Origin of the sequence: Burkholderia sp. AU17457, from assembly GCF_002223255.1 — a bacterium.
Classification (GTDB): domain Bacteria; phylum Pseudomonadota; class Gammaproteobacteria; order Burkholderiales; family Burkholderiaceae; genus Burkholderia; species Burkholderia sola.
This window is the reverse complement of sequence record NZ_NKFB01000003.1, coordinates 199,954-224,210: the sequence shown is the minus strand read 5'-3', so window position 1 is coordinate 224,210 and position 24,257 is coordinate 199,954. Positions and strand designations below refer to the sequence as shown.

Below are 24,257 nucleotides of genomic sequence, written 5' to 3'. Positions count from 1 at the left end.
ACCCGGCGGCACCGCACATTACTGGTGCAAATAAGGGCGAAAACTGCGGTTTCAAGAGGGTCATTCGCCGGCATTCGCCAATGCCGCGAAACAACCGAGCGTTTCCGGGTGCAGGCGTCGCATAGTCCGCCGGATCGGGCGAAACGGCCTGTAACAACGCTTACCCGGCAAGGACTAGCTCCGCACAGGCCGGCTGCACTACACTCCACTCAAGCGTCGGAAAGCGTGTTTACCCCTAGCTGACCGTCGCGTGACATCCACCTGGCGCCGTTTTCACCCTTGTTCTCGAGGGGAGTACCGTGAAACTGACCTTTGCGATATCGGTGGTCGCGCTGGTACTCATTGCCGGCACCACCACCATCTGCCTGTCGGGAGCCGTCACCGACCGCACGACCGAATACGGAAGCGCGCGGGCGACGTTCGACCAGATGTTCAGCTCCCACCAGAAAATCTGTCGATGATGCGCCGGTCGCGTTTCGTCGGCCGCCCGTGCAGCTCGGCCGCCGGCTCGCGATACGTGCGGCGCCGCTCCAGTTCGGCGAGCCGCGCGGCCCGCCCCGCCTCCGTTTCCGCGTAGAGCGTCTGCGCGACGCTCGCGGGCCCGCGCACGTCGCACATGCCCAGCACGGCAATGTGCCAGACGATGCCGTCGATCGCAATCTCGACCTCGTCACCCACCCGCACGTCCTTCGCCGGCTTCACCGCCGCGCCGCCGATCTTCACGTGTCCCTTGTCGACCGCATCGGTCGCGAGCGAGCGCGTCTTGAAGAACCGGGCCGCCCACAGCCATTTGTCGATGCGCAGCTTCGCACCCGGCTCCGTGGAAATCTTGTAGTTCATGCCGGCCTCCGCCAGGCCGCCCCAAGGGCGTAGCAGGGAATTCGCAGCGCAGCGCTCTGCGCCTGTGTAGCCGGCCGGCTTTGCAAAGCCGGCCGTGGGCGGCTGACCGCCCTCTCGGGGAGCAGCGAACGTGGGGATCGTTTCATCTCAGCTTACCGTTTCGGGCTGCGCGGCCTTGACGGGCCAGCCCTGCAAATTCTCCGCGACGATCTCGCCGAGCGCGCCGATCCACGCGGACGCGCCGTTCAGGCACGGAATCCGGTGGAAGGTCTTGCCGCCGCCGGCGAGGAATTCGTCGCGCACTTCCATGCCGATTTCCTCGATCGTCTCCAGGCAATCGGCCGTGAAGCCGGGACAGAACACGTCGGCCCGCCGCACGCCGGCCTCGCCGAATTCGCGCAGCGTCGGCGCGGTGTACGGCTGCAGCCATTCGGCCTTGCCGAAGCGCGACTGGAACGTGACGCGGCATTCGGTGCCCGACAGCCCGAGCGCGGCCATCAGCAACGCACCCGTCTGCTGGCACTGCTCGTGATACGGGTCGCCCAGATCGAGCGTGCGCTTCGGCACGCCGTGGAAACTCAGCACGAGTTTGTCGCCGGCCGCGAAATCGGGCCGACCGTGCTGCGCCCAGTACTGCCGAACCTGCTCGGCCAGCGCGTGGATATAGGCCGGATGGTCGGCGTAGTGCCGCACCGTGCGCACTTCCGGCTGATTGCGCATGCGCGCGAGCGCGGCGAATGCGGCATCGAACGCGGTGGCCGTGGTCGACGCCGAGTATTGCGGATACATCGGCATCAGCAGCACGCGCTCGACGCCCGCGCGCTTGAACTGCGCGAGCGCGTGCGCAACGTTCGGGCTGCCGTAGCGCATCGCGTAATCGACCATCACGTGATAGCCGTTCGACACGAGCAGGTGCCGGACGCTGTCGGTCTGGCGCTCGGTGTACACGCGCAGCGGCGAACCCTCGGGCATCCAGACGGCCGCGTATTTCTTCGCGGACGCACGGCCGCGCAGCGGCAGGATCACCGTGCGCAGCAGCACCTGCCAGACGGCCTGCGGAATTTCGACGACCCGCGGATCCGACAGGAATTCGGCCAGGTAGCGCCGCACCGCGCGCGGCGTGGGTGCGTCGGGCGTGCCGAGATTGATCAGCAGCACACCGACGCGATGGGCGGCCGCGACGCTCGAAGGCGGCTCAAGATCGAAACGCATGGGCAAGAACGTGCTCGGGGCACGGGACCGGACGGCTCTCAATTATAGCGGGCCGTCCCGATCGAGTCGGCTGGCCATTCGGCCGACTGGCGGCGCACACGACGCCGCGGCACGATGGCGGGACGGCGTCGGCTGCCGCGGTTACTGCTGGCTCAGCGTGAGCGACAGCAGCCGCGCGGTGATGTCGACGATCGGAATCACGCGGTTGTACGCCATCCGGGTCGGGCCGATCACGCCAAGCGTGCCGACGATCTGCCCGTTCACCTCGTACGGCGCGGTCACGACGCTCATTTCCTCGATCGGCACGAGCGTCGATTCGCCGCCGATGAAGATCTGCACGCCCTGGGCGTGGCTCGACACGTCGAGCAACTGCAGGAGGCCCGTCTTTTGGTCGAATACGTCGAACAGCTTGCGCAGCCGCGCCATGTCGGACGAAAGATCCGCCACTTCGAGCAGGTTGCGCTCGCCGGAAATCAGCACGGTGTCCTCGGTATCGGGCACTTCGGTGCTGGCCGTCACGGCCGCGTGCATCAGCGTCGTCATGTCGCCGCGCAGCTGGTCGATCTCGTCGCGCAGGCGGCGGCGCACCTCGTCGAACGACAGGCCGGCGAAATGCGCGTTGATGTAGTTGGACGCCTCGGTCAGCTGCGACGGCGAATAGTCGCGCGGCGTCGCGAGCATGCGGTTCTGCACGTCGCCCTCGGGCGTGACGATGATCAGCAGGATGCGCTTGTCGGACAGGCGCATGAACTCGATCTGCTTGAACACGTGGCTGCGGCGCGGCGTCAGCACGACGCCCGCGAACTGCGACAGGTTCGACAGCACGCTCGCGGCGGCGGCGACCACCCGCTGCTGCGGCTCGCCGGCCTGCAGCGTGTTCTGCACCTGGCGGGCGACGGCCTCGGCGTCGATCGGCGCCTCGACCGTCAGCATCGTATCGACGAACAGCCGGTAGCCGCGCGGCGTCGGCACGCGGCCGGCCGACGTGTGCGGGCTCGACACGAGGCCGAGCTCCTCCAGGTCGGACATCACGTTGCGGATCGTCGCCGGGCTCAGCTCGAGCCCGGAGTAACGGGACAACGTGCGCGATCCGACCGGCTGACCGTCGGCGATATACCGTTCGATCAGGGTTTTCAGGAGGGTTCGTGCGCGAGGATCTAGCATGGTGGAAAATTTTAGCGCAACCGCGCGAGCACGGCGAGTGGCGTCAACCACCGTTGCGCGGGCTGGCCCGATCCGGCCCCGTCGGCGTACAGCCGGTTCTTTTCGTCCACGAGCTATGGTGTAATGCCGGCATGAAAACCGGTAATCAGTTCAGTACTGTCGCGCTCGTCGGCCGGAGCAACACGCCCGGCATCGCCGAACCGCTCGCCACGCTGGCGGACAGCATCGCCAGGCTCGGCTTCGAGGTCGTCTTCGAAGGCGATACCGCGCGCGAAATCGGCATCGCCGGCTACCCGGCGCTCACGCCGGCCGAAATTGGGGCGCGAGCGGACGTGGCGATCGTGCTCGGCGGCGACGGCACGATGCTCGGCATCGGCCGCCAGCTTGCGCCATACCGGACCCCGCTGATCGGGATCAACCACGGTCGGCTCGGCTTCATCACCGACATCGCGGCATCCGACATGCACGCGCTCGTTCCCGTGCTGCTGGCCGGCAAGTTCGAGCGCGAGGAACGCTCACTGCTCGAGGCGCGGATCATGCGCGACGGCGAACCGATCTACCACGCGCTCGCGTTCAACGACGTCGTCGTGAACCGCAGCGGCTTCTCCGGGATGGTCGAGCTGCGCGCATCGGTCGACGGCCGCTATATGTATAACCAGCGTTCGGACGGCCTGATCGTCGCGACGCCCACCGGCTCGACCGCGTATGCACTGTCGTCGGCCGGCCCGATCCTCCATCCGCAGCTGGCGGGCATCGTGCTCGTGCCGATCGCGCCGCACGCGCTGTCGAACCGGCCGATCGTGCTGCCCGACGATTCGAAGATCGCGATCCAGATCGTCGGCGGCCGCGACGTCAACGTGAACTTCGACATGCAGTCGTTCACGTCGCTGGAGCTGAACGATACGATCGAGGTGCGCCGCTCGAAGCACACGGTGCCGTTCCTGCACCCGATCGGCTACAGCTACTTCACGACGCTGCGCAAGAAGCTGCACTGGAACGAACACGCATCGAACGAAGACGACAAGGCGTCCTGACGCCGCTGCCCCCGACACCATGCTCCGCCACCTCTCGATCCGCGACTTCGTCATCGTCGCCGCGCTCGATCTCGAATTCGACAGCGGCTTTTCCGTCTTTTCCGGCGAAACCGGCGCCGGCAAATCGATCCTGATCGACGCGCTCGCCCTCGCGCTCGGCGAACGCGCCGACGCGAGCGTCGTGCGCACCGGCTGCAGCCGCGCCGACATCACCGCCGAATTCACGCCGCACGACCGCGTTGCGCGCTGGCTGGACGAACACGCATTCGACGCCGAGGACACCGTGATGCTGCGCCGCGTGATCGATGCGAACGGCCGCTCGCGGGCCTTCATCAACGGCACCAGCGCGACGCTCGCGCAACTGCGCGAACTCGGCGAGATGCTCGTCGACATCCACGGCCAGCACGCGCACCAGTTGCTGATGCGGCCAGACGCGCAGCGCGAGTTGTTCGACACGCACGCGGGGCTCGTCGCCGATGCCGCGAACGTCGCGCGCGCGTGGCGCGTGTGGCGCGATGCGACGCAGGCGATCGACGCCGCGAAGGCGCACGAGCGCGAATTGCAGCTCGAACGCGAAAAGCTCGCGTGGCAGCTCGCCGAACTGGACAAGCTCGCGCCGCAAGCCGGCGAATGGGACGAAGTCAGCAACGAACACAAGCGCCTGTCGCATTCGGCGAACCTGATCGAAGGCGTGCGCGGCGCGCTCAACGCGCTGTCCGAGTCCGACGACGCGATGCTCGCGCAGCTCGGCGCGATCGTGTCGAAGCTGCGCGGCCTGGCCGACTACGACACCGCGCTCGGCGATGCGCTCGCGTCGCTGGAGCCGGCCGAGATCCAGTTGCAGGAAGCCGTCTATTCGCTGTCGCACTATGCGCAGCGCGTCGATCTCGACCCGGAGCGGCTCGCGCAGGTCGAAACGCGCCTCGACGCGCTGCACTCGACCGCCCGCAAGTTCCGGCTGCCGCCCGACACGCTGCACGAAGAGCATGCGGCGCGCCGCGCGCAGCTCGCCGCGCTCGACGCGGCCGCCGATCTCGGTGCGCTCGAAGCCGCGCAGGCGAAGGCGCGGGAAGCCTATCTCGCCGACGCCAAACGCCTGTCGAAGGCGCGCGCGCAGGCCGCGAAGGCGCTCGGCACGGCCGTCACGGCCGGCATGCAGGAACTGTCGATGGCGGGCGGCAGCTTCGAAGTCGCGCTCGTGCCGCTCGCCGACGGCGGCCCGCACGGGCTCGAGCAGGTCGAATTCCGCGTGGCCGGCCACCCGGGCGTGCCGCTGCGGCCGCTCGCGAAAGTCGCGTCGGGCGGCGAACTCGCACGGATCAGCCTCGCGCTCGCGGTGATCGCCAGCGCGGCGAGCCCGACGCCGACGCTGATCTTCGACGAAGTCGATACGGGGATCGGCGGCGGCGTCGCCGAAGTGGTCGGCCGCCTGCTGCACCAGCTCGGGCGTGACCGTCAGGTGTTGTGCGTGACGCACCTGCCGCAAGTCGCCGCGCGCGGCGACCATCATTTTCAGGTCGCGAAGGGCGCCGACGAGCGCGGCGGCACGGTATCGTCGGTCGTCCCGCTCGACAAGGCGAGCCGCGTCGAGGAAGTCGCGCGGATGCTCGGCGGGCTCGAAATCACGGCCACCACGCGCAAGCACGCGAAGGAAATGCTGGCGGCCTGACACCGGTACCCAACGGCTGAATGCAAAAAGACCGGCGCGCGCGCCGGTCTTTTGCGGGAAGCGGCCGACCGAGCGCGCGCGCCCTGCCCGCCGATTCGAACACTCGCCTCGAACACCCCCACTCAACCGCCCGTTTCAACCGCCCCAAACACGCGCTCCCACAGCGCCGTCACGGCCGCCCGCTCGTCGGCCACCACGGCCGGCTCGACGCGCGCCTTCTCCATCCCGTCGAGCCGCAGCTTGTGCTGCAGCTTCCGGTACGTGCGGTACGCCGCGCCGACGCGCTCGGCCTCGTCCTCGCCCATCAGCCCGAAACGCGCGACCTCGCGCAGCAGCGCGATGTTGCCGGTATTGCGGATCAGCTCGGCGTCGCTCGACGCATGCAGCAGCACCCAGTACTGGACGATGAACTCGATGTCGACCATCCCGCCGCGATCGTGCTTCAGGTCGAACAGCTCGGTGTGGTTCGGATGGCCGGCGAACACCTTGCCGCGCATGTCGACGATCTCCTTCGCGAGTACGGCCCCGTCGCGCGGCGTCGTCAGCACCTGCTGGCGGATCGCCTCGAAATCCGCGCCGATCTGCGCGTCGCCCGCGCTGTAGCGGGCGCGCGTCAGCGCCTGGTGCTCCCACACCCACGCGGTATTCGCCGCATCGCCCTCGCGCAGTTGATAGCGGCGGAACGCGTCGAGATCGGTGACGAGCAGCCCGGCCTCGCCGTTCGGCCTCAACCGCAGGTCGATGTCGAACAACGCGCCCGCGCCGGTCGCGGTCGTGAGCCACGTGATCAGGCGCCGCGTGAAGGTCGTGTAGACGTCCGCCGCGCGCTCGTCCGGATCGTCGTACAGGAAGATCAGGTCGAGATCCGACGCATAGCCGAGCTCCTTGCCGCCCAGCTTGCCGTACGCGATCACCGCGAACTTCGGCACGTCGCGATGGCGCTTCGCGAGCTGCGACCAGACGACTTCGATCGTCACGTCGAGCACCGCGTCGGCCAGCTCGGACAGCCGGTCGCTCACGTGCTCGACCGACAGTTGCCCGGCCAGGTCGATCAGCAGGATTCGGAACACCTCCGCGTGCTGTGCATGGCGCAGCAGGTCCATCTGCTGCTCGGGGCCGTCGGCCGCCGCGAGCCGCGCGCGCAGCGCATCCTTGAACGCGGGCCAGTCGAACGGGCTCGCGATCGCCTCGTCGTCGAGCAGCTCGTCGAGCAGTTGCGGGTGGCGGATCAGGTAGCCGCCGCCCCAGCGCGTCGCGCCGAGCACCGATAGCACGCGATCGAGCGCGGCCGGATATTCGGTCAGCAGCGCGAGATAGACGCCGCGCCGGCTGACCGTCTCGAGCAGGTCGAACAGGCGCACGATCGTGTCGTCGCGGCGCGCGGCGTCGATCTTCGGCGCGGCGTCGAGCGCCCGCTGCGCGACGCTGTCGAAGCGCTGCCGGCTCTTTTCCGGCAGCCCGGTGTAGCGCGACGATTGCCAGATCGCGCGCAGCCGCGCGAGCACGGCGGCCGGATCGGCGAAGCCCAGGCCGTCGAGGCGCGCGACCAGCGCGTCGTCCTCGCCGTCGTCGGCCAGCGCGCCGCTCCATATCCACGCGGCTGCCGTGTCGTCGCCGGCCGCGCAGGGGCCGCCGTTCGCCTTGTCGGCAAAAATCTGGTCGAACTGCGCTTCGACGAACGTGCGGTGGCCGTCCAGCACCGTCATCAGCGCCGCGTAGTCGGCAAAACCGAGCGACGCGGCCAGCGCCGCGCGCTCGTCGGGCTCGACCGGCATCGCGTGCGTCTGCGCGTCGTTGCGGTACTGCAGCCGGTGCTCGAGCGTGCGCAGGAAGTTGTACGCGTCGGTGAGCCGTTCGCGCACGTCGTCGCCGATCAGCCCGCGCGCCTGCGCGTGGCGCAGCACCGCGAGCGTCGGCCGCACGCGGAATCCCGCATCCTGGCCGCCGCGGATCAACTGGAACACCTGCGCGCTGAACTCGATCTCGCGGATCCCGCCGCGCCCGAGCTTGATGTCGTCGGCCTTGTCGGGGCGCATCGACGCGCGCCGCGCGGCTTCGTGCCGGATCTGCTGGTGCAGCGAACGGATCGCGCCGATCACGCCGAAATCGAGATAGCGCCGGTACACGAACGGCTTGACGATCGATTCGAGCTGCGCCGCGAGCCGCTGCGCCGCGTCGCTGCCGCCTTCCGACACGAGCCGCCCCTTGATCCACGCATAGCGTTCCCACTCGCGCCCCTGCACGTAGAAATATTCCTCGAGCATGCCGATGCTGCAGACGAGCGGCCCCGAATCGCCGTTCGGACGCAGCCGCATGTCGACGCGAAACACGTAGCCGTCGGCCGTGACCTCGGACAGCACGCCGATCAGGCGCCGACCGAGCCGCGTGAAGTACTCCTGCGTGGACAGCGGCGAACGCGTGCCGCCAGTGGTCTCGCCGTCGTCCTCGTACACGAAGATCAGGTCGATGTCGGACGACACGTTCAGCTCGCGGCCGCCGAGCTTGCCCATCCCGACCACGCCGAGCACGACGCGCTGGCCGTCGGCGCCGCGCGGCTCGCCGTACTGCGCCTCGAGTTCGGCCGACAGCAGCGCGAGCGAGCGCTGCACGGCCACTTCGGCGAGATCGGTCATCGCGCCCGTGACCTCGGCGACGTCCGCCAGCCCGCGCAGGTCGCGCTCCGCGACCGCGCCGAACGCCTCGGCGCGCAACTGCCGCAGCGCGCGCTTCAGTTGCTCGTCGCCCGGCGCGGCGGCGCCGGCCGGCGTCGCGAGCAGCTCGGTGAGGCGCGCGTCGAGCTGCGCGCGGCCGAGCGGCGCGGCTGCCCACGCGGCGATCTGCTCGGCCAGCGCGGGGCGCGCGGCAGCCGCGCGCGCAAGGTATCGGGAATAGGACGTGCTGATCAGGGCGGAAGCGTCGGTCATCGAGAAGCGGGCCTGGCGAAAAGGCCGGCGGCAGCGGACCGGCGCGTACGCGCCCCGCTGCCGCCGGCCCCATGGACTCGGCACGGCGCCGCCGGACGCGCGTGCGCCCGTCGCGACACCGCGCGCCGGAAAGCCCGTGCCGCGCTGCCTCCAACGGCCGCCGGCACGAACCCGTGTGATACATTTCAACGTCAGTCTGCAAAACTACCATATCGCCGCCCGTCCGCCGCATGTCCGACCGTCAGGAATCCGCCGTAGCTGCGCCCGAAGCGGGACCTCCGAAGCACGATCATCCGGTCCTGCGTCGCGTGTTCAGGGTGACGCTGGCAGTCGGGATCGGCAGCTACTTCGTCGCGGCCGGCGCCTTCCTCGGGCTGCGCTACGTGCTGCTGCCCCGCATCGACGAATTCCGCCCGCGCATCGAACGCGCGGTGTCCGACAAGCTCCACGCGCAGCTTTCGATCGGCAAGCTTTCCCCGAACTGGTCCGGCATGCAGCCGGGCGTCGAACTCACGAACCTGACGATCCGCGGCCGCGACGGCAAGGTCGCGCTGTCGGTGCCGCATGCGACGGCCGCGCTGTCGTGGATGTCGCTGCTGCGGCTGTCGCCCGCGCTGTCGAGCCTGATCGTCGACCAGCCCGACCTCGTCGTCGCGCGGGCGGCCGACGGCTCGCTGAGCGTGGCGGGGGTCGGCGTTGCGACCACCCACGGCGGCAACGACACGTTCGGCACCTGGCTGCTGAAGCAGGAAGCGATCGTGCTGCGCGGCGGCACGCTGCGCTGGCGCGACGCGCAGCACGACGCGCCGGAACTCGTGCTGGCGGGCATCCGGCTCGCGGTGCTGAACGACGGCCGCGTGCACAAGGCCGCGCTGCAGGCGCCCGCGAACGGCACGCTGCTGCTCGGCCCGCTCGATTTCCGCGCCCGCTTCAGGCACAAGCCGCTCGCGCCGATCGGCAAGCCGGCGAACTGGACGGGCGACGCGTACCTGTCGACCGGCCCCGTCGACCTGCAGACGCTCACGCGCTATCTCGACGTGCCGCTCACGATCCATGCGGGCCGGATCGACAACGCGATCTGGGCGACCTTCGGCGACGGCCACCTGCGCTCGGCGGGCGGCGACCTGCAAGGCGCCGACGTCGCGCTGCGCGTGCGCCCGACGCAGCCGCGGCTCGACGTGCCGACGGTCGGCTTCGGCTGGGACATGGTGCTCGATGCGGGCCACGACTACACGCTGCACCTGACGCGCTTCAATGCGGAGCTCGGCCAGCCGCCGCTGCCGGACGGCACGCCGCTCGCCCGCTCGCTCGCGCTGTCGACGCTGACGGCGCGCTACCGCGTGCCGACCGCGAACCAGGGGCAACTGCTCAGCGTGGTCGGCGACCGCGTCGATCTCGGCATCCTCAGCGAATTCATCCGCGGGCTGCCGCTGCCGGCGCGCCTGCGCAACGAGCTGATCAAGATCGACCCGCGCGGGATGGTGTCGAACTATCACATCGAGGTCGAGCGCGCGAAACCCGCGCACGCCGATCTCGCCGACGAGGAGCGGCGCATGGGCGCCGCGCCGATCGTCCGCTACCGCTTTCTCGGCGATCTGCAAGGCATCAGCTTCGCCGCGCAGGAGCCGCCGCCCGGGCTCTCGCCGCGCGGTCACCCGCGCGCCGGCTGGCCGGGCGTCGAGAACCTGTGGGGCCGCGTCGATGCGAACGAGACGGGCGGCGCCGCGCATTTCGACACGGTCCACGCGGCCGTCACCGTGCCCGGCGAATTCGACGAGCCCCGCCTGACGTTCGACCGGCTGCGCGGCAATGCCAAATGGACGATCACGCCCGCGCCCGGCGACAAGCACGCGCGCGTCGACGTGTCGCTGCCCGACCTGTTCGTGTCGAACCCCGATGCCGAAATCGCGGTGTCGGGCTCGTACACGAACCCCGGCCACGGTCGCGGGTCGCTCGACCTGCGCGCGGATTTCGCGCGCGCATCGGTCGCGCGCATTCCGCGCTACCTGCCGACCGGGATGTCCGAGCACCTGCGCGACTATCTCGGCCACGCCCTGCAGGACGGCAACGTGACCAAGGGCGCGTCGATCGTCGCGCGCGGCCCGCTCGAGAAATTCCCGTTCGAACACGAGCCGGACGCCGGCGTGTTCCACATCGTCGCGCCGTTCACCGGCGGCCGCTTCGAGCCGACGCCGTATCCGCCGCGCAAGCTCGCGAACGGTACGCCGAGCGTCTGGCCGGCGCTCGACGGGATCGACGGCGTGTTCGAGCTCGCGCAGAACAAGCTGCGCTTCGACATCGCGCGCGCGCGTTACAAGCGCGTCACGCTGACGAAGGTCGCGGGCCGCATCGACGATCTCGGCAATCCGTCGCACTCGCCGCTGATCATCGACGGCCATGCGCAGGGCCCGCTCGCCGACCTGATCGACTATGCGGACAACAGCTCGCTCGGCACGATGAGCAACCATGTCGGCCAGCGGATCGACGCGCAGGGGCCCGCGTCGCTCGCGCTCAAGATCACGATTCCGCAACACGTCCCGCATCCGCACACGCACGTCGAAGGCGCGCTCGCGTTCGGCGGCAACACGCTGTCGACCAGCGGCGTGCCGCCGCTGTCGGCGCTGCGCGGCAGCGTCCGCTTCACCGAGGCCGGCGCATCGCTGCACGACCTGTCGGCGCGCTTCCTGGGCGGCCCGGTGCGCGCGAACGGCACCTTCCGGTCGCACGGCCCGTACGCGGTGGACGTCGACGGCCGGCTCGCGCTCGACGCCGCGCGCGGCCTGAACCTGCACGGCGCGGCCGCCGCGCTGCTCGAACACGTGGTCGGCGACGCGCCGTACAAGATCGCGGTGCGCGGCGCGCCGGGCCGCCTGCCCGACGTCAGCGCGCAATCCGACCTGACGGGCGTCGCGCTGAACTTCCCGGCGCCGTTCGCGAAACCGGCCGGCACGCCGATGCCGTTCCGCTTCACGCTGCAGCCGGCGCCGCAGGCGGACGGCAAACGCCTCGAACACGCCGACCTGACGCTCGGCCCGGTGACGGCGACCTACCTGCTCGACGCGACGCGCGGCCAGCCGCTGCGCGCGGTACGCGGCGCGATGGGCATCCACCGGATGCCCGACATGCCGCAGGACGGCGTGAGCGCGGCCGTCGACGTCAACGAGCTGGACGCCGACGCATGGCTCGCGCTCGCCCACACGCTGAAGCCCGACACGCCGCGCGCGCCGGAACCGCAGGCGGCACCGCGCGTCGATTTCGCGAGCTTCGCGCCAAAGCGCTTCGCGTTCCATTTCGGCACGCTGAAGCTGCTCAAGCGCAACTGGGAAAACGTGATCGTCGGCGCGTCGCACGTCGACGACCTGTGGCAGGCGAACATCGCGTCGAACCAGGTTTCGGGCTACCTGTCGTGGGCGCCGGGCGGCGGTCACAACGGCGCGGGCGTGCTCAACGCGCGGCTCGCGAAGCTCGTCGTGCCGCAGAGCGCGCAGCACGACCTCGTCGGCCGCGCGATGAACCTGCCGACGCCGACCGACCGGCCGATGCCGTCGATCGACCTGATCGTCGACCAGGTCGTCGCGCGCGATCACGACATCGGCCGGCTCGTCGTCAACGCGCGCAACATCGACGAAGACGGCACGCCCGTGTGGCAGCTCGACAAGCTGGAACTGTCGAACCCGGCCGCGAAGCTCACGGCCACCGGGAACTGGCGCACGTCGCGCCGCGCACTCGCCCGCGGCGCCGATGAAACCGATGCGCCGCGCCGCACCGTGTTCGACTTCAAGCTCGACATCGACAACGCGGGCGCACTGCTCGACCGCGTCGGCCTGCCGCGCACGCTCGCGGACGGTCACGGCTCGGTCACGGGCAAGGTCGGCTGGCGCGGCGGCCCGACCGCGCTCGACTTTCCGTCGCTCGGCGGCCAGGTCGCGGTCGACCTCGAGCACGGGAAGATCCTGAAGGTCGACCCGGGCGCGGCCAAACTGCTCGGCGTGCTGAGCCTGCAGAGCCTCGCGCGCTTCCTGACACTGAATTTCCGCGACGTGGTCGGCAAGGGGCTGCCGTTCGACAAGATCGCCGGGACCGGCCGGATTTCGAACGGAATCGCGCGCACCGATGACTTCTCGATGATGACGGGCCCCGCGAACGTCACCGTGCGCGGCGCGGTCGATCTCGGCACCGAGACGCAGGATCTGCATGCGCACGTCGCGCCGAAGATCAGCGCGGGCGCGGCCGCGATCGGGGCAGCCATCATCAACCCGCTGCTCGGCGTCGGCGTGCTGGCCGCGAACTACGCGCTGTCCGAGACGCTGTCGCACGCGTTCGCGCTCGACTACACGATCACCGGCTCGTGGGCGCACCCGCACATCGAGCGGGTGCGGGGCGATCAGGGTAAGATGAATCACGGTCCGGCCGATGCAGCGAGCCATTGAACGCGCATCGAACCGCAGGAGGCCGGACCGCACCCCATTTATGACGCAACCGATTCCGCGATGACCGACCACGCCCGTTCCGCCACGCCCTTCCAGGTCGCCGCGCTGCAGATGGTGAGCGCGCCGGACGTCACCCGCAATCTCGCCGAAGCGCGCCGCCTGATCGCCGAAGCCGCCGGCGAAGGCGCGCAGCTCGTGCTGCTGCCCGAATATTTCTGCTTCATGGGCCACCGCGACACCGACAAGCTCGCGCTCGCCGAACCGTACCGGGACGGCCCGATCCAGCAGTTCCTCGCCGACGCCGCGCGCCGCCACGGCATCTGGGTGATCGGCGGCACGCTGCCGCTGAAGTCGCCGGAACCCGACCGCGTGCTGAACACGACGCTCGTGTTCGATCCGTCCGGCAACGAGGCCGCGCGCTACGACAAGATCCACCTGTTCAACTTCGAGAAAGGCGACGAATCGTTCGACGAGGCGCGCACGATCCGCGCGGGCGACACGGTCGTCGCGTTCGATGCCCCGTTCGGGCAGATCGGCCTGTCGGTCTGTTACGATCTCCGCTTTCCGGAGCTGTATCGCCGGATGGGCGACTGCGCGCTGATGGTCGTGCCGTCGGCGTTTACGTATACGACGGGCCGCGCGCACTGGGAAACGCTGCTGCGCGCGCGGGCCGTCGAGAACCAGTGCTACGTGCTCGCGGCCGCGCAGGGCGGCAAGCACGAGAACGGCCGGCGCACGTGGGGCCACAGCATGCTGATCGACCCGTGGGGCGAGATCGTCGCGGTGCGCGACGAGGGCGCGAGCGTCGTGCTCGGCGCGATCGATCCGCAACGCATCGCCGACGTACGCCAGAGCCTGCCCGCGTGGCGGCACCGCGTGCTGAGCTGAATCCGCCGCACCGCTTGAAACGCCGCGCGGCCCACCCATCTGCCCGGCAGCACCCGACAACTTTTTGAGAACCCCGATATCCGCATGAACATCATCGAACCCGGCATCCGCAACCTCGCGCTGGCGAAGGACATCCTGCTCACGCCGTACGGCCTCGACGAAAGCCTGCTCACGCGCACGATCGCCGACATCTTCACGCATCGCGTCGACTACGCGGACCTGTACTTCCAGGCGACCCGCAGCGAAGCGTGGAGCCTCGAGGAAGGCATCGTCAAATCGGGCAGCTTCAGCATCGACCAGGGCGTCGGCGTGCGCGCGGTCGCGGGCGACCGCACCGCGTTCGCGTACTCGGACGACCTGTCGCCCGAAGCGATCGCGCAAGCCGCCGCCGCGACCAAGGCGATCGCGGCGGCCGGCGGCGGCCGCCAGAAAATCAAGGCCGCCTCGTCGCTGACGGGCATCTCGGGCCGCGACTTGTACCTGCCGTCCGATCCGCTCGCGTCGCTCGACGCGACGGCCAAGGTCAAGCTGCTGGAACGCATCGAACAGATGGCGCGCGGCCGCGACCCGCGCGTCACGCAGGTGATGGCGGGCCTCGCCGGCGAATACGACGTCGTGCTGGTCGCGCGCAGCGACGGTGCGCTCGCGGCCGACATCCGCCCGCTCGTGCGCGTATCGGTCACGGTGATCGCCGAACAGAACGGCCGCCGCGAGATCGGCTCCGGCGGCGGCGGCGGCCGTTTCGACTACGGCTACTTCACCGACGAAGTCCTGTCGCGCTACGTCGACGACGCCGTGCACGCGGCCCTCGTGAACCTCGACGCGCGCCCGGCGCCCGCCGGCGCGATGACGGTGGTGCTCGGGCCGGGCTGGCCGGGCGTGCTGCTGCACGAGGCGATCGGCCACGGCCTCGAAGGCGACTTCAACCGCAAGGGTTCGTCCGCGTTCGCGGGCCGGATCGGCGAGCAGGTCGCCGCGAAGGGCGTGACGGTGGTCGACGACGGCACGCTGCCGAACCGCCGCGGCTCGCTGAACATCGACGACGAAGGCAATCCGACGCAGTGCACGACGCTGATCGAGGACGGCATCCTGAAGGGCTATATCCAGGACACGCTGAACGCGCGCCTGATGAAGATGCCGGTCACGGGCAACGCGCGGCGCGAGTCGTACGCGGCACTGCCGATGCCGCGCATGACCAACACGTACATGCTGAACGGCGACAAGGATCCGCAGGAAATCATCGCGTCGGTGAAGAACGGCCTGTACGCGGTGAACTTCGGCGGCGGCCAGGTCGACATCACGAACGGCAAGTTCGTGTTCTCGGCGTCCGAGGCGTACATGATCGAGAACGGCAAGGTCACCTACCCGGTGAAGGGCGCGACGCTGATCGGCAGCGGCCCGGAATCGCTGAAGTACGTGAGCATGATCGGCAACGACATGTCGCTCGACACGGGTGTCGGCGTATGCGGCAAGGAAGGCCAGAGCGTGCCGGTCGGCGTCGGCCAGCCGACCCTGCGGATCGACAAGATGACGGTCGGCGGTACGGCATAACCGCATCGTGGCGCAGACAATCCGCGTATTTTGACGAAAACGCGCGGGTTGTCCGCATTTTTGAACGAACCCGGTTGCCAGCCGCGCAGGGACCGGGTATAAATTCCGAATCAACTTTTTTGACCAGCCGAATTTCCGTCATGTCCGCCAAGTTTTACTTTTACTTTTTTTGGTATCTCAGACCGCTGGCGGATCGAGAGGGTTGATGGCGCGTGAAGCGCAACCGAAATTCCCGAAAAAACCGCCGGCGAACCCGGCGGTTTTTTTTCGCCCTTCGCCAGCCGGTCGCCGCCGCAGCGGGTCCTGCGACCCCGACCGAACTACTGAATTGCCCGAATTGATGAATCTGCCGCACGCGCACTGACCGAACGGCGCCCCGGAAAACCAGGAGAAACAGCATGCCCCCGCACAATACCGACGACGTCCGCATTCGCGAACTCAAGGAACTGACGCCGCCCGCCCACCTGATCCGCGAATTCGCGTGCTCCGAAGCCGCGTCCGAGCTGATCTACCACTCGCGCCAGTCGATGCATCGCATCCTGCACGGGATGGACGACCGGCTGATCGTCGTGATCGGGCCGTGCTCGATCCACGATACGAAGGCGGCGATCGAATACGCGGGCCGGCTCGTGAAGGAACGCGAACGCTTCAAGGGCGAGCTGGAAATCGTGATGCGCGTGTACTTCGAGAAGCCGCGCACGACGGTCGGCTGGAAGGGGCTCATCAACGATCCGCATCTCGACAACAGCTTCAAGATCAACGAAGGACTGCGCACCGCGCGCGAGCTGCTGCTGCAGATTAACGAAATGGGGCTGCCGGCCGCGACCGAATACCTCGACATGATCAGCCCGCAGTACATCGCCGACCTGATCTCGTGGGGCGCGATCGGCGCACGCACGACCGAGTCGCAGGTGCACCGCGAGCTCGCGTCGGGGCTGTCGTGCCCGGTCGGCTTCAAGAACGGCACCGACGGCAACGTCAAGATCGCGGTCGACGCGATCAAGGCCGCGTCGCAGCCGCACCATTTCCTGTCGGTGACGAAGGGCGGCCATTCGGCGATCGTGTCGACGGCCGGCAACGAGGACTGCCACGTGATCCTGCGCGGCGGCAAGACGCCGAACTACGACGCGGACAGCGTGAACGCCGCGTGCGCGGACATCGGCAAGGCCGGCCTCGCCGCGCGCCTGATGATCGACGCGAGCCACGCGAACAGCTCGAAGAAGCACGAGAACCAGATCCCGGTGTGCGCCGACATCGGCCGCCAGATCGCGGCGGGCGACGAGCGCATCGTCGGCGTGATGATCGAGTCGCACCTGGTCGAGGGCCGCCAGGACCTGAAGGAAGGCTGCGCGCTGACCTACGGCCAGAGCATCACCGACGCGTGCATCGCGTGGGACGACAGCGTGAAGGTGCTCGAAGGCCTCGCGGACTCGGTGAAGGCGCGCCGCGTCGCGCGCGGCAGCGGCAACTGACGGACGCCGACAGGCTGACCGTATGGCCCCGCCTGTCGGCGAACCGGCCATGCGGCCAGCGTGCGGTCGGCGGGTTGCTCTGCTAGACTAGCTAACATCATCTAGCTAATAAAGGATTGGCCATGTCGACCGTCAACATGCATGATGCCAAGTCGCGGCTTTCCAGCCTCGTGGAAGCGCTTGAATCGGGGCGCGAAGCCGAAGTCGTGATCGCCCGCAATGGTCATCCGGTCGCCCGGCTCGTTCCGTACACCGCGCCGAAGCGGATCGGCGCAGCCCGTCAGTTGCTTGCCGGATTGAACATTCCGACAAGCGTCGACACATTCAATGCCGGCGATGAATCGATCGCCGCCGACTTCGATGTCAGCTCGGACCAGGGGCTTGCACCGTGAAGCTGCTGCTCGATACGCACATCGCGCTGTGGGCGGCTGAAGGCGCGCCGCACCTTTCGGCAAAAGCGGCCGCATTGATCGAACATCCCCAGAACACGCTGTACGTCAGCGCCGCGTCGATTTGGGAAATCGCGATCAAATACCGCAAAGGCAATCTGCCCGTCCATCCGAGAGACGCACGTTCGGCATTTCGGCTTGCGGGTTTTGCAGAGTTGCCGATCAGCAGCGATCACGCCGAGGCAGTCGCCGCGTTGCCGGATTTCCCGGACCATGCCGATCCGTTCGACCGCATGATGGTCGCGCAGGCGCTGCACGAAGGCATGCCGCTCGTCAGTGCCGATCCGAAGGTGTGGCGCTACCATGCAACGCTGATGTTGCGCGCCTGAAGTCGCCCGCACGGCGCCGCAAGTAAAAAGCCCGGCTCACGCCGGGCTTTGTCATTTCGTCGTTGCCTCGGCCGCAACCGGCCGTCAGATCCTCACTCGAGCGCGCCCGACCCGAAGATCTCGGTGTTCACGCGTTCCGGCGCGACGCCGAGCGCGACGAGCGCATCGCGCTGCGCCTTCATGAACGCGATCGGCCCGCAGATGTAGTAGTCCGCGTCCGGCACCAGCGCGTACTGCTGCACACGCTCCGGCGTAAGGCGCCCTTCGAGGTCGTGATCGATGCCGGCACGATCGTTCGGGCCGACCAGTTCATACAGCACCGTGCGCTTGACGTTCGCGTGCTCGCGCGCCGTGTCGTTCAGCCAGTCGCGGAACGCGTGCACCGCGCCCGAACGGCATGCATGGATGAACCGCACGTCGCGCTGGCTGCCTTCGGCGATCAGCGTCGACGCCATCGACATCATCGGCGTGATGCCGACGCCGCCCGAGATCAGCACGACCGGCGTATCCACGTCGCGCTTCAGCGAGAAATCGCCCATCGGCGCGGTCACCTCGACGATCGCACCCTCTTCGACGCCATCGTGCATCAGCGTCGACACCTTGCCGGCCGGGATCGCGTCGGCCTTGCCGGCCTCGCGCTTCACCGAGATGCGCAGCCATTTGCCATGCGGCGCGTCCGACAGGCTGTACTGGCGCGGCTGGTCGACGCCAAGATCGCCGACGAAACGCTTCACCGTGATGTACTGGCCCGGCTCGAAGGTCGGCGCGTCGCCGCCATCGGCGGGCGTCAGGTAGAACGACGTGATCTCGTCGCTTTCACGCACCTTGCGCGCGACCTTGAACGGGCGGAAGCCGCTCCACGCGGCATTCGCGTACAGGTCGGCCTCGGCGCCGATCAGGATCTGCGCGAGCTGGCCGTACGCGACGCGCCACGCTTCGAGCGTGGCGGCATCGACCGCGTCTCCCAGCACCTCGACGATCGACGCGAGCAGGTTCTCACCGACGATCGGGTAATGTTCGGGGCGGATGTTCAGGCTCGCGTGCTTGTGCGAGATGCGCGACACCGCGCCGCCCAGCGCGCCGAGGTTGTCGATGTTCGCCGCATACGCATAGACGGCCTTCGCGAGCGTCTCCGGCTGGCTGCCGGTCTTCTGGTGCGTCTGGTTGAACAGGTTCTTCAGTTCCGGATGACGCGCGAACATGCGCTGATAGAAATGCTTCGTGATCGTCGCGCCGTGCTCGGCGAGGACAGGGGCGGTGGCCTTCACACGGGCCATCTGGTCAGCAGTGAGGTGGGTCATGTTCGTTCTCCGTTAAACATGCACATACAATACATGTTTAAAAACAAGGCCCCCTCGGGCAAATTGTCGCAGTGCGCAAAACATGACGCCGCGCTAGCGGACGCGCCCGCGCTCCCACAGCACGTCGGCGCCGCCGCCGGCGCGGTTCAGCACGCGCGCCAGCACGAACAGCAGGTCGGACAGCCGGTTCACGTACCGCCGCGGCGCATCATTGAGCGTGTCGCCGCGGCCGAGCGCGACGATCGAGCGCTCCGCGCGGCGGCACACGGTTCGGCAGACGTGCGCGAGCGACGCCGCGCGCGAACCGGCCGGCAGGATGAATTCCTTCAGCGGCGGCAGCGTCGCGTTGTAATCGGCCAGCCACTGGTCGAGGCGCGCGAGATGCGTGTCGTCGAGCACCGCGTGGCCGGGGATGCACAGCTCGCCGCCGAGATCGAACAGGTCGTGCTGGATCGTGACGAGCGCGGTGCGTACGTCGTCCGGCAGCGGCTCGGCCAGCAGCACGCCGAGAGTCGAGTTCAGTTCGTCGACGTCGCCGATCGCGGCGATCCGCGCGTCGTCCTTGCCGATGCGCCGTCCGTCGCCGAGCCCGGTGGTGCCGTCGTCGCCCGTGCGCGTCGCGATCTTGCTCAAGCGGTTGCCCATGCGAATGTCCTCTCGTGCGCGGCCGCGACGCGGCCCGGTTGGCTGGAACGCGATTATCGCAGCCCGCGGCGGGAGGCGCAGCAGGCGTTACAGCGTAGAATGGGCCGACAGTATGACAAGCAGTCAGGAGACATCGTGAACCACCCTGCCCCGCCGGCCGCCACGCGCCGCCCGCTGCCCCCCGCCATGCTCGATGCGCTGCGCGCCGCTTTCGGCGAGCGCGTGTCGACCGCCGACGCGGTCCGCGCCCATCACGGCCGCGACGAATCCCCGTTCGATCCGCAACTGCCCGACGCCGTCGTGTTCGCGCGCAGCACCGACGACGTGCGCGAGGTCGTGTCGCTGTGCTCGCTCTACAGCGTGCCGCTGATCCCGTACGGCGCCGGCTCGTCGCTCGAAGGCCACCTGCTGGCGGTGCGCGGCGGCGTGTCGCTCGACCTGTCGGAAATGAACCGCGTGCTGTCGATCAACGCCGAAGACCTGACCGTGACGGTCGAGCCGGGCATCACGCGCAAGGCGCTCAACGAAGCGCTGCGCGACACCGGCCTGTTCTTCCCGATCGATCCGGGCGCCGACGCCAGCATCGGCGGGATGACCGCGACGCGCGCATCCGGCACCAACGCGGTGCGCTACGGCACGATGCGCGAGAACGTGCTCGGCCTCACCGCGGTGCTCGCGGACGGCCGCGTGGTGAAAACCGGTTCGCGCGCGCGCAAGTCGTCGGCCGGCTACGACCTCACGCGACTGTTCGTCGGGTCCGAAGGCACGCTCGGCGTGATCACCGAGATCACGCTGCGCCTGCACCCGCTGCCCGAAGCCGTATCGGCCGCGATCTGCACGTTCCCGACGATGGGCGACGCGGTGCGCACGGTGATCGAGACGATCCAGATCGGCGTGCCGATCGCGCGCGTCGAATTCGTCGACGCGCTGGCCGTGCGCTCGATCAATCGTCACTCGAACCTGACGCTGGCCGAAGCGCCGACGCTGTTCTTCGAATTCCACGGCACCGACGCCGGCGTGAAGGAACAGGCCGAACTCGTGCAGGCGCTCGCCGGCCAGAACGCCGGCCAGGGTTTCGAATGGGCGACGCGCCCCGAGGATCGCACGCGGCTCTGGTCCGCGCGCCACAACGCGTACTTCGCGATGCTGCAGTTGAAACCCGGCTGCCGCGCGGTGACGACCGACGTGTGCGTGCCGATCTCGCAGCTCGCCGCATGCGTCGAGGAAACCGAGGTCGACCTGCGCGCGTCGTCGCTGCCCTGCCCGATCGTCGGCCACGTCGGCGACGGCAATTTCCACGTCGCGATCCTGATCGATCCCGACAAGCCGGAGGAGCTCGCCGAAGCCGAGCGCATCAACGACCGGATCGTCGAGCGCGCGCTGCGGCTGGGCGGCACCTGCACGGGCGAGCACGGCGTCGGGCTGCACAAGATGCGCTTCCTGCCGAAGGAGCACGGCGACAACGCGATCGACACGATGCGCGCGATCAAGCTCGCGCTCGATCCGCGCAACCTGATGAATCCGGGCAAGATTTTCACGTGCTGACCCGGCGGCGCGACATCGCGCCCCACGCAGGAGACCTCATGAACGCTCCCGTCGAACTGTCGAGCGCCGCACGCGCGCAGCGCCAGCGTGAAGTCGTGCAGGCGCTGATGGCCGTGTTGCCGACGCACTGCCTGCTGTACCGCGACGAGGACACGGCGCCGTACGAATGCGACGGCCTGTCCGCGTACCGCCGGCTGCCGCTCGCGGTCGCGTTGCCCGAGACGGAGTCGCAGGTGCAGCGGATCGTGCAGATCTGCCGCCGCATGGACGTGCCGATCGTGCCGCGCGGCGCCGGCACGAGCCTGTCGGGCGGCGCGCTGCCGATCGCGCTCGGCGTCGTGCTGTCGCTCGCGCGCTTCACGCGCATCGTCGAGGTCGACCCGTACGCGCGCACCGCGACCGTGCAGCCCGGCGTGCGCAACCTCGCGATCTCGGAGGCGGCCGCGCCGTACGGCCTGTATTACGCGCCCGATCCGTCGTCGCAGATCGCGTGCACGATCGGCGGCAACGTCGCGGAGAACTCCGGCGGCGTCCACTGCCTGAAATACGGGCTGACCGTGCACAACGTGATGCGCGTGCGCGCGGTGACGATCGACGGCGAGGTCGTCGAATTCGGCTCGCTCGCGCTCGACATGCCGGGCCTCGACCTGCTCGCGGTGATGATCGGCAGCGAAGGGATGTTCGCGATCGTCACCGAGGTCACGGTACGGCTGATCCCGAAGCCGCAGACCGCGCAGCTCGTGATGGCGAGCTTCGACGACGTCGTCAAGGGCGGTGAGGCGGTGGCGGCGATCATCGCGTCGGGCATCATCCCGGCCGGGCTCGAGATGATGGACAAGCCGGCCACGCAGGCCGTCGAGGCGTTCACGCACGCGGGCTACGACCTCGACGCGAAGGCGATCCTGCTGTGCGAATCGGACGGCACGCCGGAAGAAGTCGCCGAGGAGATCGTGCGGATGACCGCCGTGCTGCGCGAACACGGCGCGACGCGCATCCAGGTGTCGCGCAACGAGCACGAGCGGCTGCGCTTCTGGTCCGGCCGCAAGAACGCGTTCCCGGCCGCCGGCCGCATTTCCGCCGACTATTACTGCATGGACGGCACCGTGCCGCGCCGCGCGATCGGCCCGCTGCTCGCACGCATCGAGCAACTCGAAACGCGCTACGGGCTGCGCTGCATCAACGTGTTCCATGCGGGCGACGGCAACATGCATCCGCTGATCCTGTACAACGCGAACGACCCCGACGAGCTGCACCGCGCCGAGCAGTTCGGCGCGGAAATCCTCGAATGCTGTGTGGAGTTCGGCGGCAGCGTGACGGGCGAGCACGGCGTCGGCATCGAAAAACTCAATTCGATGTGCGTGCAGTTCTCGCCGCAGGAGCGCGATGCGTTCTTCGCGGTCAAGCGCGCATTCGATCCGGCCGGGCTGCTGAACCCGGACAAGGGCATCCCGACCCGCGCGCGCTGCGCCGAATACGGTCGCCAGCACGTGCGCGGCGGGCTGCTGCCGCACCCCGACCTGCCGCGTTTCTGAGCGGCGCGGGTCGCGGCACCGCACCGGCCGCCGCGGTGCGATGGTCCACCGCGCCCGCGCGGCGCGGTCGCGCGCCGGCGCCGGCATGCCGTACGCGAGACGGGGCTTAGGGATAGTCGCGATGTGGAATCGCGCCACCCCGGTACAATCGACCGAACAACAAGTCGAGGCAGCAACGGAACATGGAAGAGGACGACATCGTCGCCGGATGGGCCGAGCGCGTTCGCGCGGCCAGTGCCGACGGCCGGCCGCTGCGGATTCGCGGCGGCGGCACCAAGGACTGGTACGGCCAGGCGCTCGAGGGCGAAATACTCGACACGCGCGCGTTTCAGGGCATCGTGTCGTACGACCCGGCCGAACTCGTCGTCACGGTCCGCGCGGGCACGCCGCTCGCGCAGCTTGAAACCGTCCTCGCCGAGTGCGGCCAGATGCTGCCGTTCGAGCCGCCGCACTTCGGCCGCGCGGCGACCGTCGGCGGCTGCGTCGCGGCCGGCCTCGCGGGCCCGCGCCGCGCCACCTGCGGCGCCCCGCGCGATTTCGTGCTCGGCGTCACGCTGATGAACGGCCGCGGCGACATGCTGCGCTTCGGCGGGCAGGTCGTGAAGAACGTCGCCGGCTACGACGTGTCGCGGCTGATGGCCGGCGCGCTCGGCACGCTCGGGCTGATGCTCGACCTGTCGATCAAGGTGCTGCCGATGCCGGTCGCCGAAGTCACGCTCAAATTCGAGATGACCGCGACCGATGCGGTGCGCAAGCTCAACGAATGGGGCGGTCATCCGCTGCCGGTCAGTGCGAGCGCGTGGCGCAACGGCACGCTCGTGCTGCGCCTGTCGGGCGCGGAAGCGGCCGTCAAATCCGCGAAAACGCTGCTCGGCGGCGAAGTCGTCGACGCGGTCGAGGCCGAGCGCTTCTGGGCCGGCCTGCGCGAGCACACCGACCCGTTCTTCAACGGCATCCCGCCCGGCTATGCGCTGTGGCGCCTGTCGCTGCCGTCGATCACCGAACCGATGCACCTGCCCGGCACCCAGTTGATGGAATGGGGCGGCGCGCAGCGCTGGTGGATCACCGACGCCGACGCGCAAACCGTGCGCATGAGCGCGAAGCAGGCCGGCGGCCATGCGACGCTGTTCCGCGCGGGCGAGACCTACGACCGCAGCGCGGGCGTGTTCACGCCGCTGCCCGCGCCGATGATGAAGATCCACCGCGGGCTGAAATCTGCCTTCGATCCCGCGCGCATCTTCAATCGCGGGCGGCTTTACCCCGAACTCTGAG

At 68.9% G+C, this 24,257-nt stretch carries 18 protein-coding genes; 12 read left to right on the top strand and 6 right to left on the bottom strand.

Features of this window, described 5'->3' with window-relative positions:
• Positions 1–299: 299 nt before the first annotated feature.
• Positions 300–461, top strand: coding sequence for a hypothetical protein (locus tag CFB49_RS36205; protein ID WP_006476841.1), 162 nt, complete (start codon positions 300–302; stop codon positions 459–461).
• Here the strand turns inward: CFB49_RS36205 and CFB49_RS03345 are convergent.
• From CFB49_RS03345 to hrcA, 3 genes are all read right to left on the bottom strand, one after another.
• Positions 433–840, bottom strand: coding sequence for an RNA-binding S4 domain-containing protein (locus tag CFB49_RS03345; protein ID WP_069616692.1), 408 nt, complete (start codon positions 838–840; stop codon positions 433–435). The two genes, CFB49_RS36205 and CFB49_RS03345, sit on opposite strands and share 29 nt — an antisense overlap.
• Positions 841–987: 147 nt before the next feature.
• A complete protein-coding gene (hemH, locus tag CFB49_RS03340; protein WP_069616693.1) occupies positions 988–2,052 on the bottom strand; it encodes a ferrochelatase in 1,065 nt (354 codons plus the stop codon).
• A 141-nt stretch (positions 2,053–2,193) separates the two neighbouring features.
• Positions 2,194–3,216 (bottom strand): heat-inducible transcriptional repressor HrcA, encoded by a 1,023-nt coding sequence (gene hrcA / locus CFB49_RS03335; RefSeq protein WP_011544637.1) that lies wholly within the window; start codon positions 3,214–3,216, stop codon positions 2,194–2,196.
• Between the two features lie 131 nt (positions 3,217–3,347).
• Between hrcA and CFB49_RS03330 the strand changes: the two genes are divergently transcribed.
• Positions 3,348–4,250 (top strand): NAD kinase, encoded by a 903-nt coding sequence (locus CFB49_RS03330; protein WP_050011770.1) that lies wholly within the window; start codon positions 3,348–3,350, stop codon positions 4,248–4,250.
• Between the two features lie 19 nt (positions 4,251–4,269).
• Positions 4,270–5,919: a DNA repair protein RecN gene (recN, locus tag CFB49_RS03325; protein WP_089434576.1), complete on the top strand. Its 1,650-nt coding sequence runs from the start codon at positions 4,270–4,272 to the stop codon at positions 5,917–5,919.
• Between the two features lie 122 nt (positions 5,920–6,041).
• Here recN and glnE read toward each other — a convergent pair whose 3' ends face one another.
• The gene (gene glnE / locus CFB49_RS03320; protein WP_089434575.1) at positions 6,042–8,843 is read right to left on the bottom strand and encodes a bifunctional [glutamate--ammonia ligase]-adenylyl-L-tyrosine phosphorylase/[glutamate--ammonia-ligase] adenylyltransferase; all 2,802 of its coding nucleotides are present in this window, start codon (positions 8,841–8,843) and stop codon (positions 6,042–6,044) included.
• Between the two features lie 230 nt (positions 8,844–9,073).
• On the opposite strand from glnE, the gene CFB49_RS03315 reads away from it, so the two are divergent.
• From CFB49_RS03315 to CFB49_RS03290, 6 genes are all read left to right on the top strand, one after another.
• On the top strand, positions 9,074–13,273 hold the full coding sequence (locus CFB49_RS03315; protein ID WP_069616696.1) for a YhdP family phospholipid transporter: 4,200 nt from the start codon (positions 9,074–9,076) through the stop codon (positions 13,271–13,273).
• A gap of 60 nt (positions 13,274–13,333) precedes the next feature.
• Complete coding sequence (locus CFB49_RS03310; protein WP_089490687.1) at positions 13,334–14,161, top strand: carbon-nitrogen hydrolase family protein; 828 nt, start codon at positions 13,334–13,336, stop codon at positions 14,159–14,161.
• Positions 14,162–14,245: 84 nt separating this feature from the next.
• Complete coding sequence (gene tldD / locus CFB49_RS03305; RefSeq protein ID WP_069616698.1) at positions 14,246–15,712, top strand: metalloprotease TldD; 1,467 nt, start codon at positions 14,246–14,248, stop codon at positions 15,710–15,712.
• 398 nt (positions 15,713–16,110) lie between these two features.
• Positions 16,111–17,184 carry a 3-deoxy-7-phosphoheptulonate synthase AroG gene (gene aroG / locus CFB49_RS03300; protein WP_069616699.1) on the top strand — a complete coding sequence of 358 codons (1,074 nt, stop codon included), beginning with the start codon at positions 16,111–16,113 and terminating at the stop codon, positions 17,182–17,184.
• Positions 17,185–17,306: 122 nt separating this feature from the next.
• On the top strand, positions 17,307–17,576 hold the full coding sequence (locus CFB49_RS03295) for a type II toxin-antitoxin system Phd/YefM family antitoxin (protein WP_089434574.1): 270 nt from the start codon (positions 17,307–17,309) through the stop codon (positions 17,574–17,576).
• Complete coding sequence (locus tag CFB49_RS03290; RefSeq protein WP_069616701.1) at positions 17,573–17,962, top strand: type II toxin-antitoxin system VapC family toxin; 390 nt, start codon at positions 17,573–17,575, stop codon at positions 17,960–17,962. The genes CFB49_RS03295 and CFB49_RS03290 overlap by 4 nt, the downstream gene beginning before the upstream one ends.
• 92 nt (positions 17,963–18,054) lie before the next feature.
• Here CFB49_RS03290 and hmpA read toward each other — a convergent pair whose 3' ends face one another.
• Together hmpA and CFB49_RS03280 are read right to left on the bottom strand one after the other, a co-directional pair.
• A complete protein-coding gene (gene hmpA, locus CFB49_RS03285; RefSeq protein ID WP_089490686.1) occupies positions 18,055–19,263 on the bottom strand; it encodes an NO-inducible flavohemoprotein in 1,209 nt (402 codons plus the stop codon).
• 93 nt (positions 19,264–19,356) lie between these two features.
• Complete coding sequence (locus tag CFB49_RS03280; RefSeq protein WP_069616703.1) at positions 19,357–19,908, bottom strand: cob(I)yrinic acid a,c-diamide adenosyltransferase; 552 nt, start codon at positions 19,906–19,908, stop codon at positions 19,357–19,359.
• Between the two features lie 135 nt (positions 19,909–20,043).
• Between CFB49_RS03280 and CFB49_RS03275 the strand changes: the two genes are divergently transcribed.
• The 3 genes from CFB49_RS03275 (at position 20,044) to glcE (ending at position 24,256) form a co-directional block, all read left to right on the top strand.
• On the top strand, positions 20,044–21,453 hold the full coding sequence (locus tag CFB49_RS03275; RefSeq protein ID WP_069616704.1) for an FAD-binding oxidoreductase: 1,410 nt from the start codon (positions 20,044–20,046) through the stop codon (positions 21,451–21,453).
• A 38-nt stretch (positions 21,454–21,491) separates the two neighbouring features.
• Complete coding sequence (locus tag CFB49_RS03270; protein WP_069616705.1) at positions 21,492–22,985, top strand: FAD-linked oxidase C-terminal domain-containing protein; 1,494 nt, start codon at positions 21,492–21,494, stop codon at positions 22,983–22,985.
• 182 nt (positions 22,986–23,167) lie between these two features.
• Positions 23,168–24,256 carry a glycolate oxidase subunit GlcE gene (gene glcE / locus CFB49_RS03265; RefSeq protein WP_069616706.1) on the top strand — a complete coding sequence of 363 codons (1,089 nt, stop codon included), beginning with the start codon at positions 23,168–23,170 and terminating at the stop codon, positions 24,254–24,256.
• Position 24,257 lies beyond the last annotated feature (1 nt).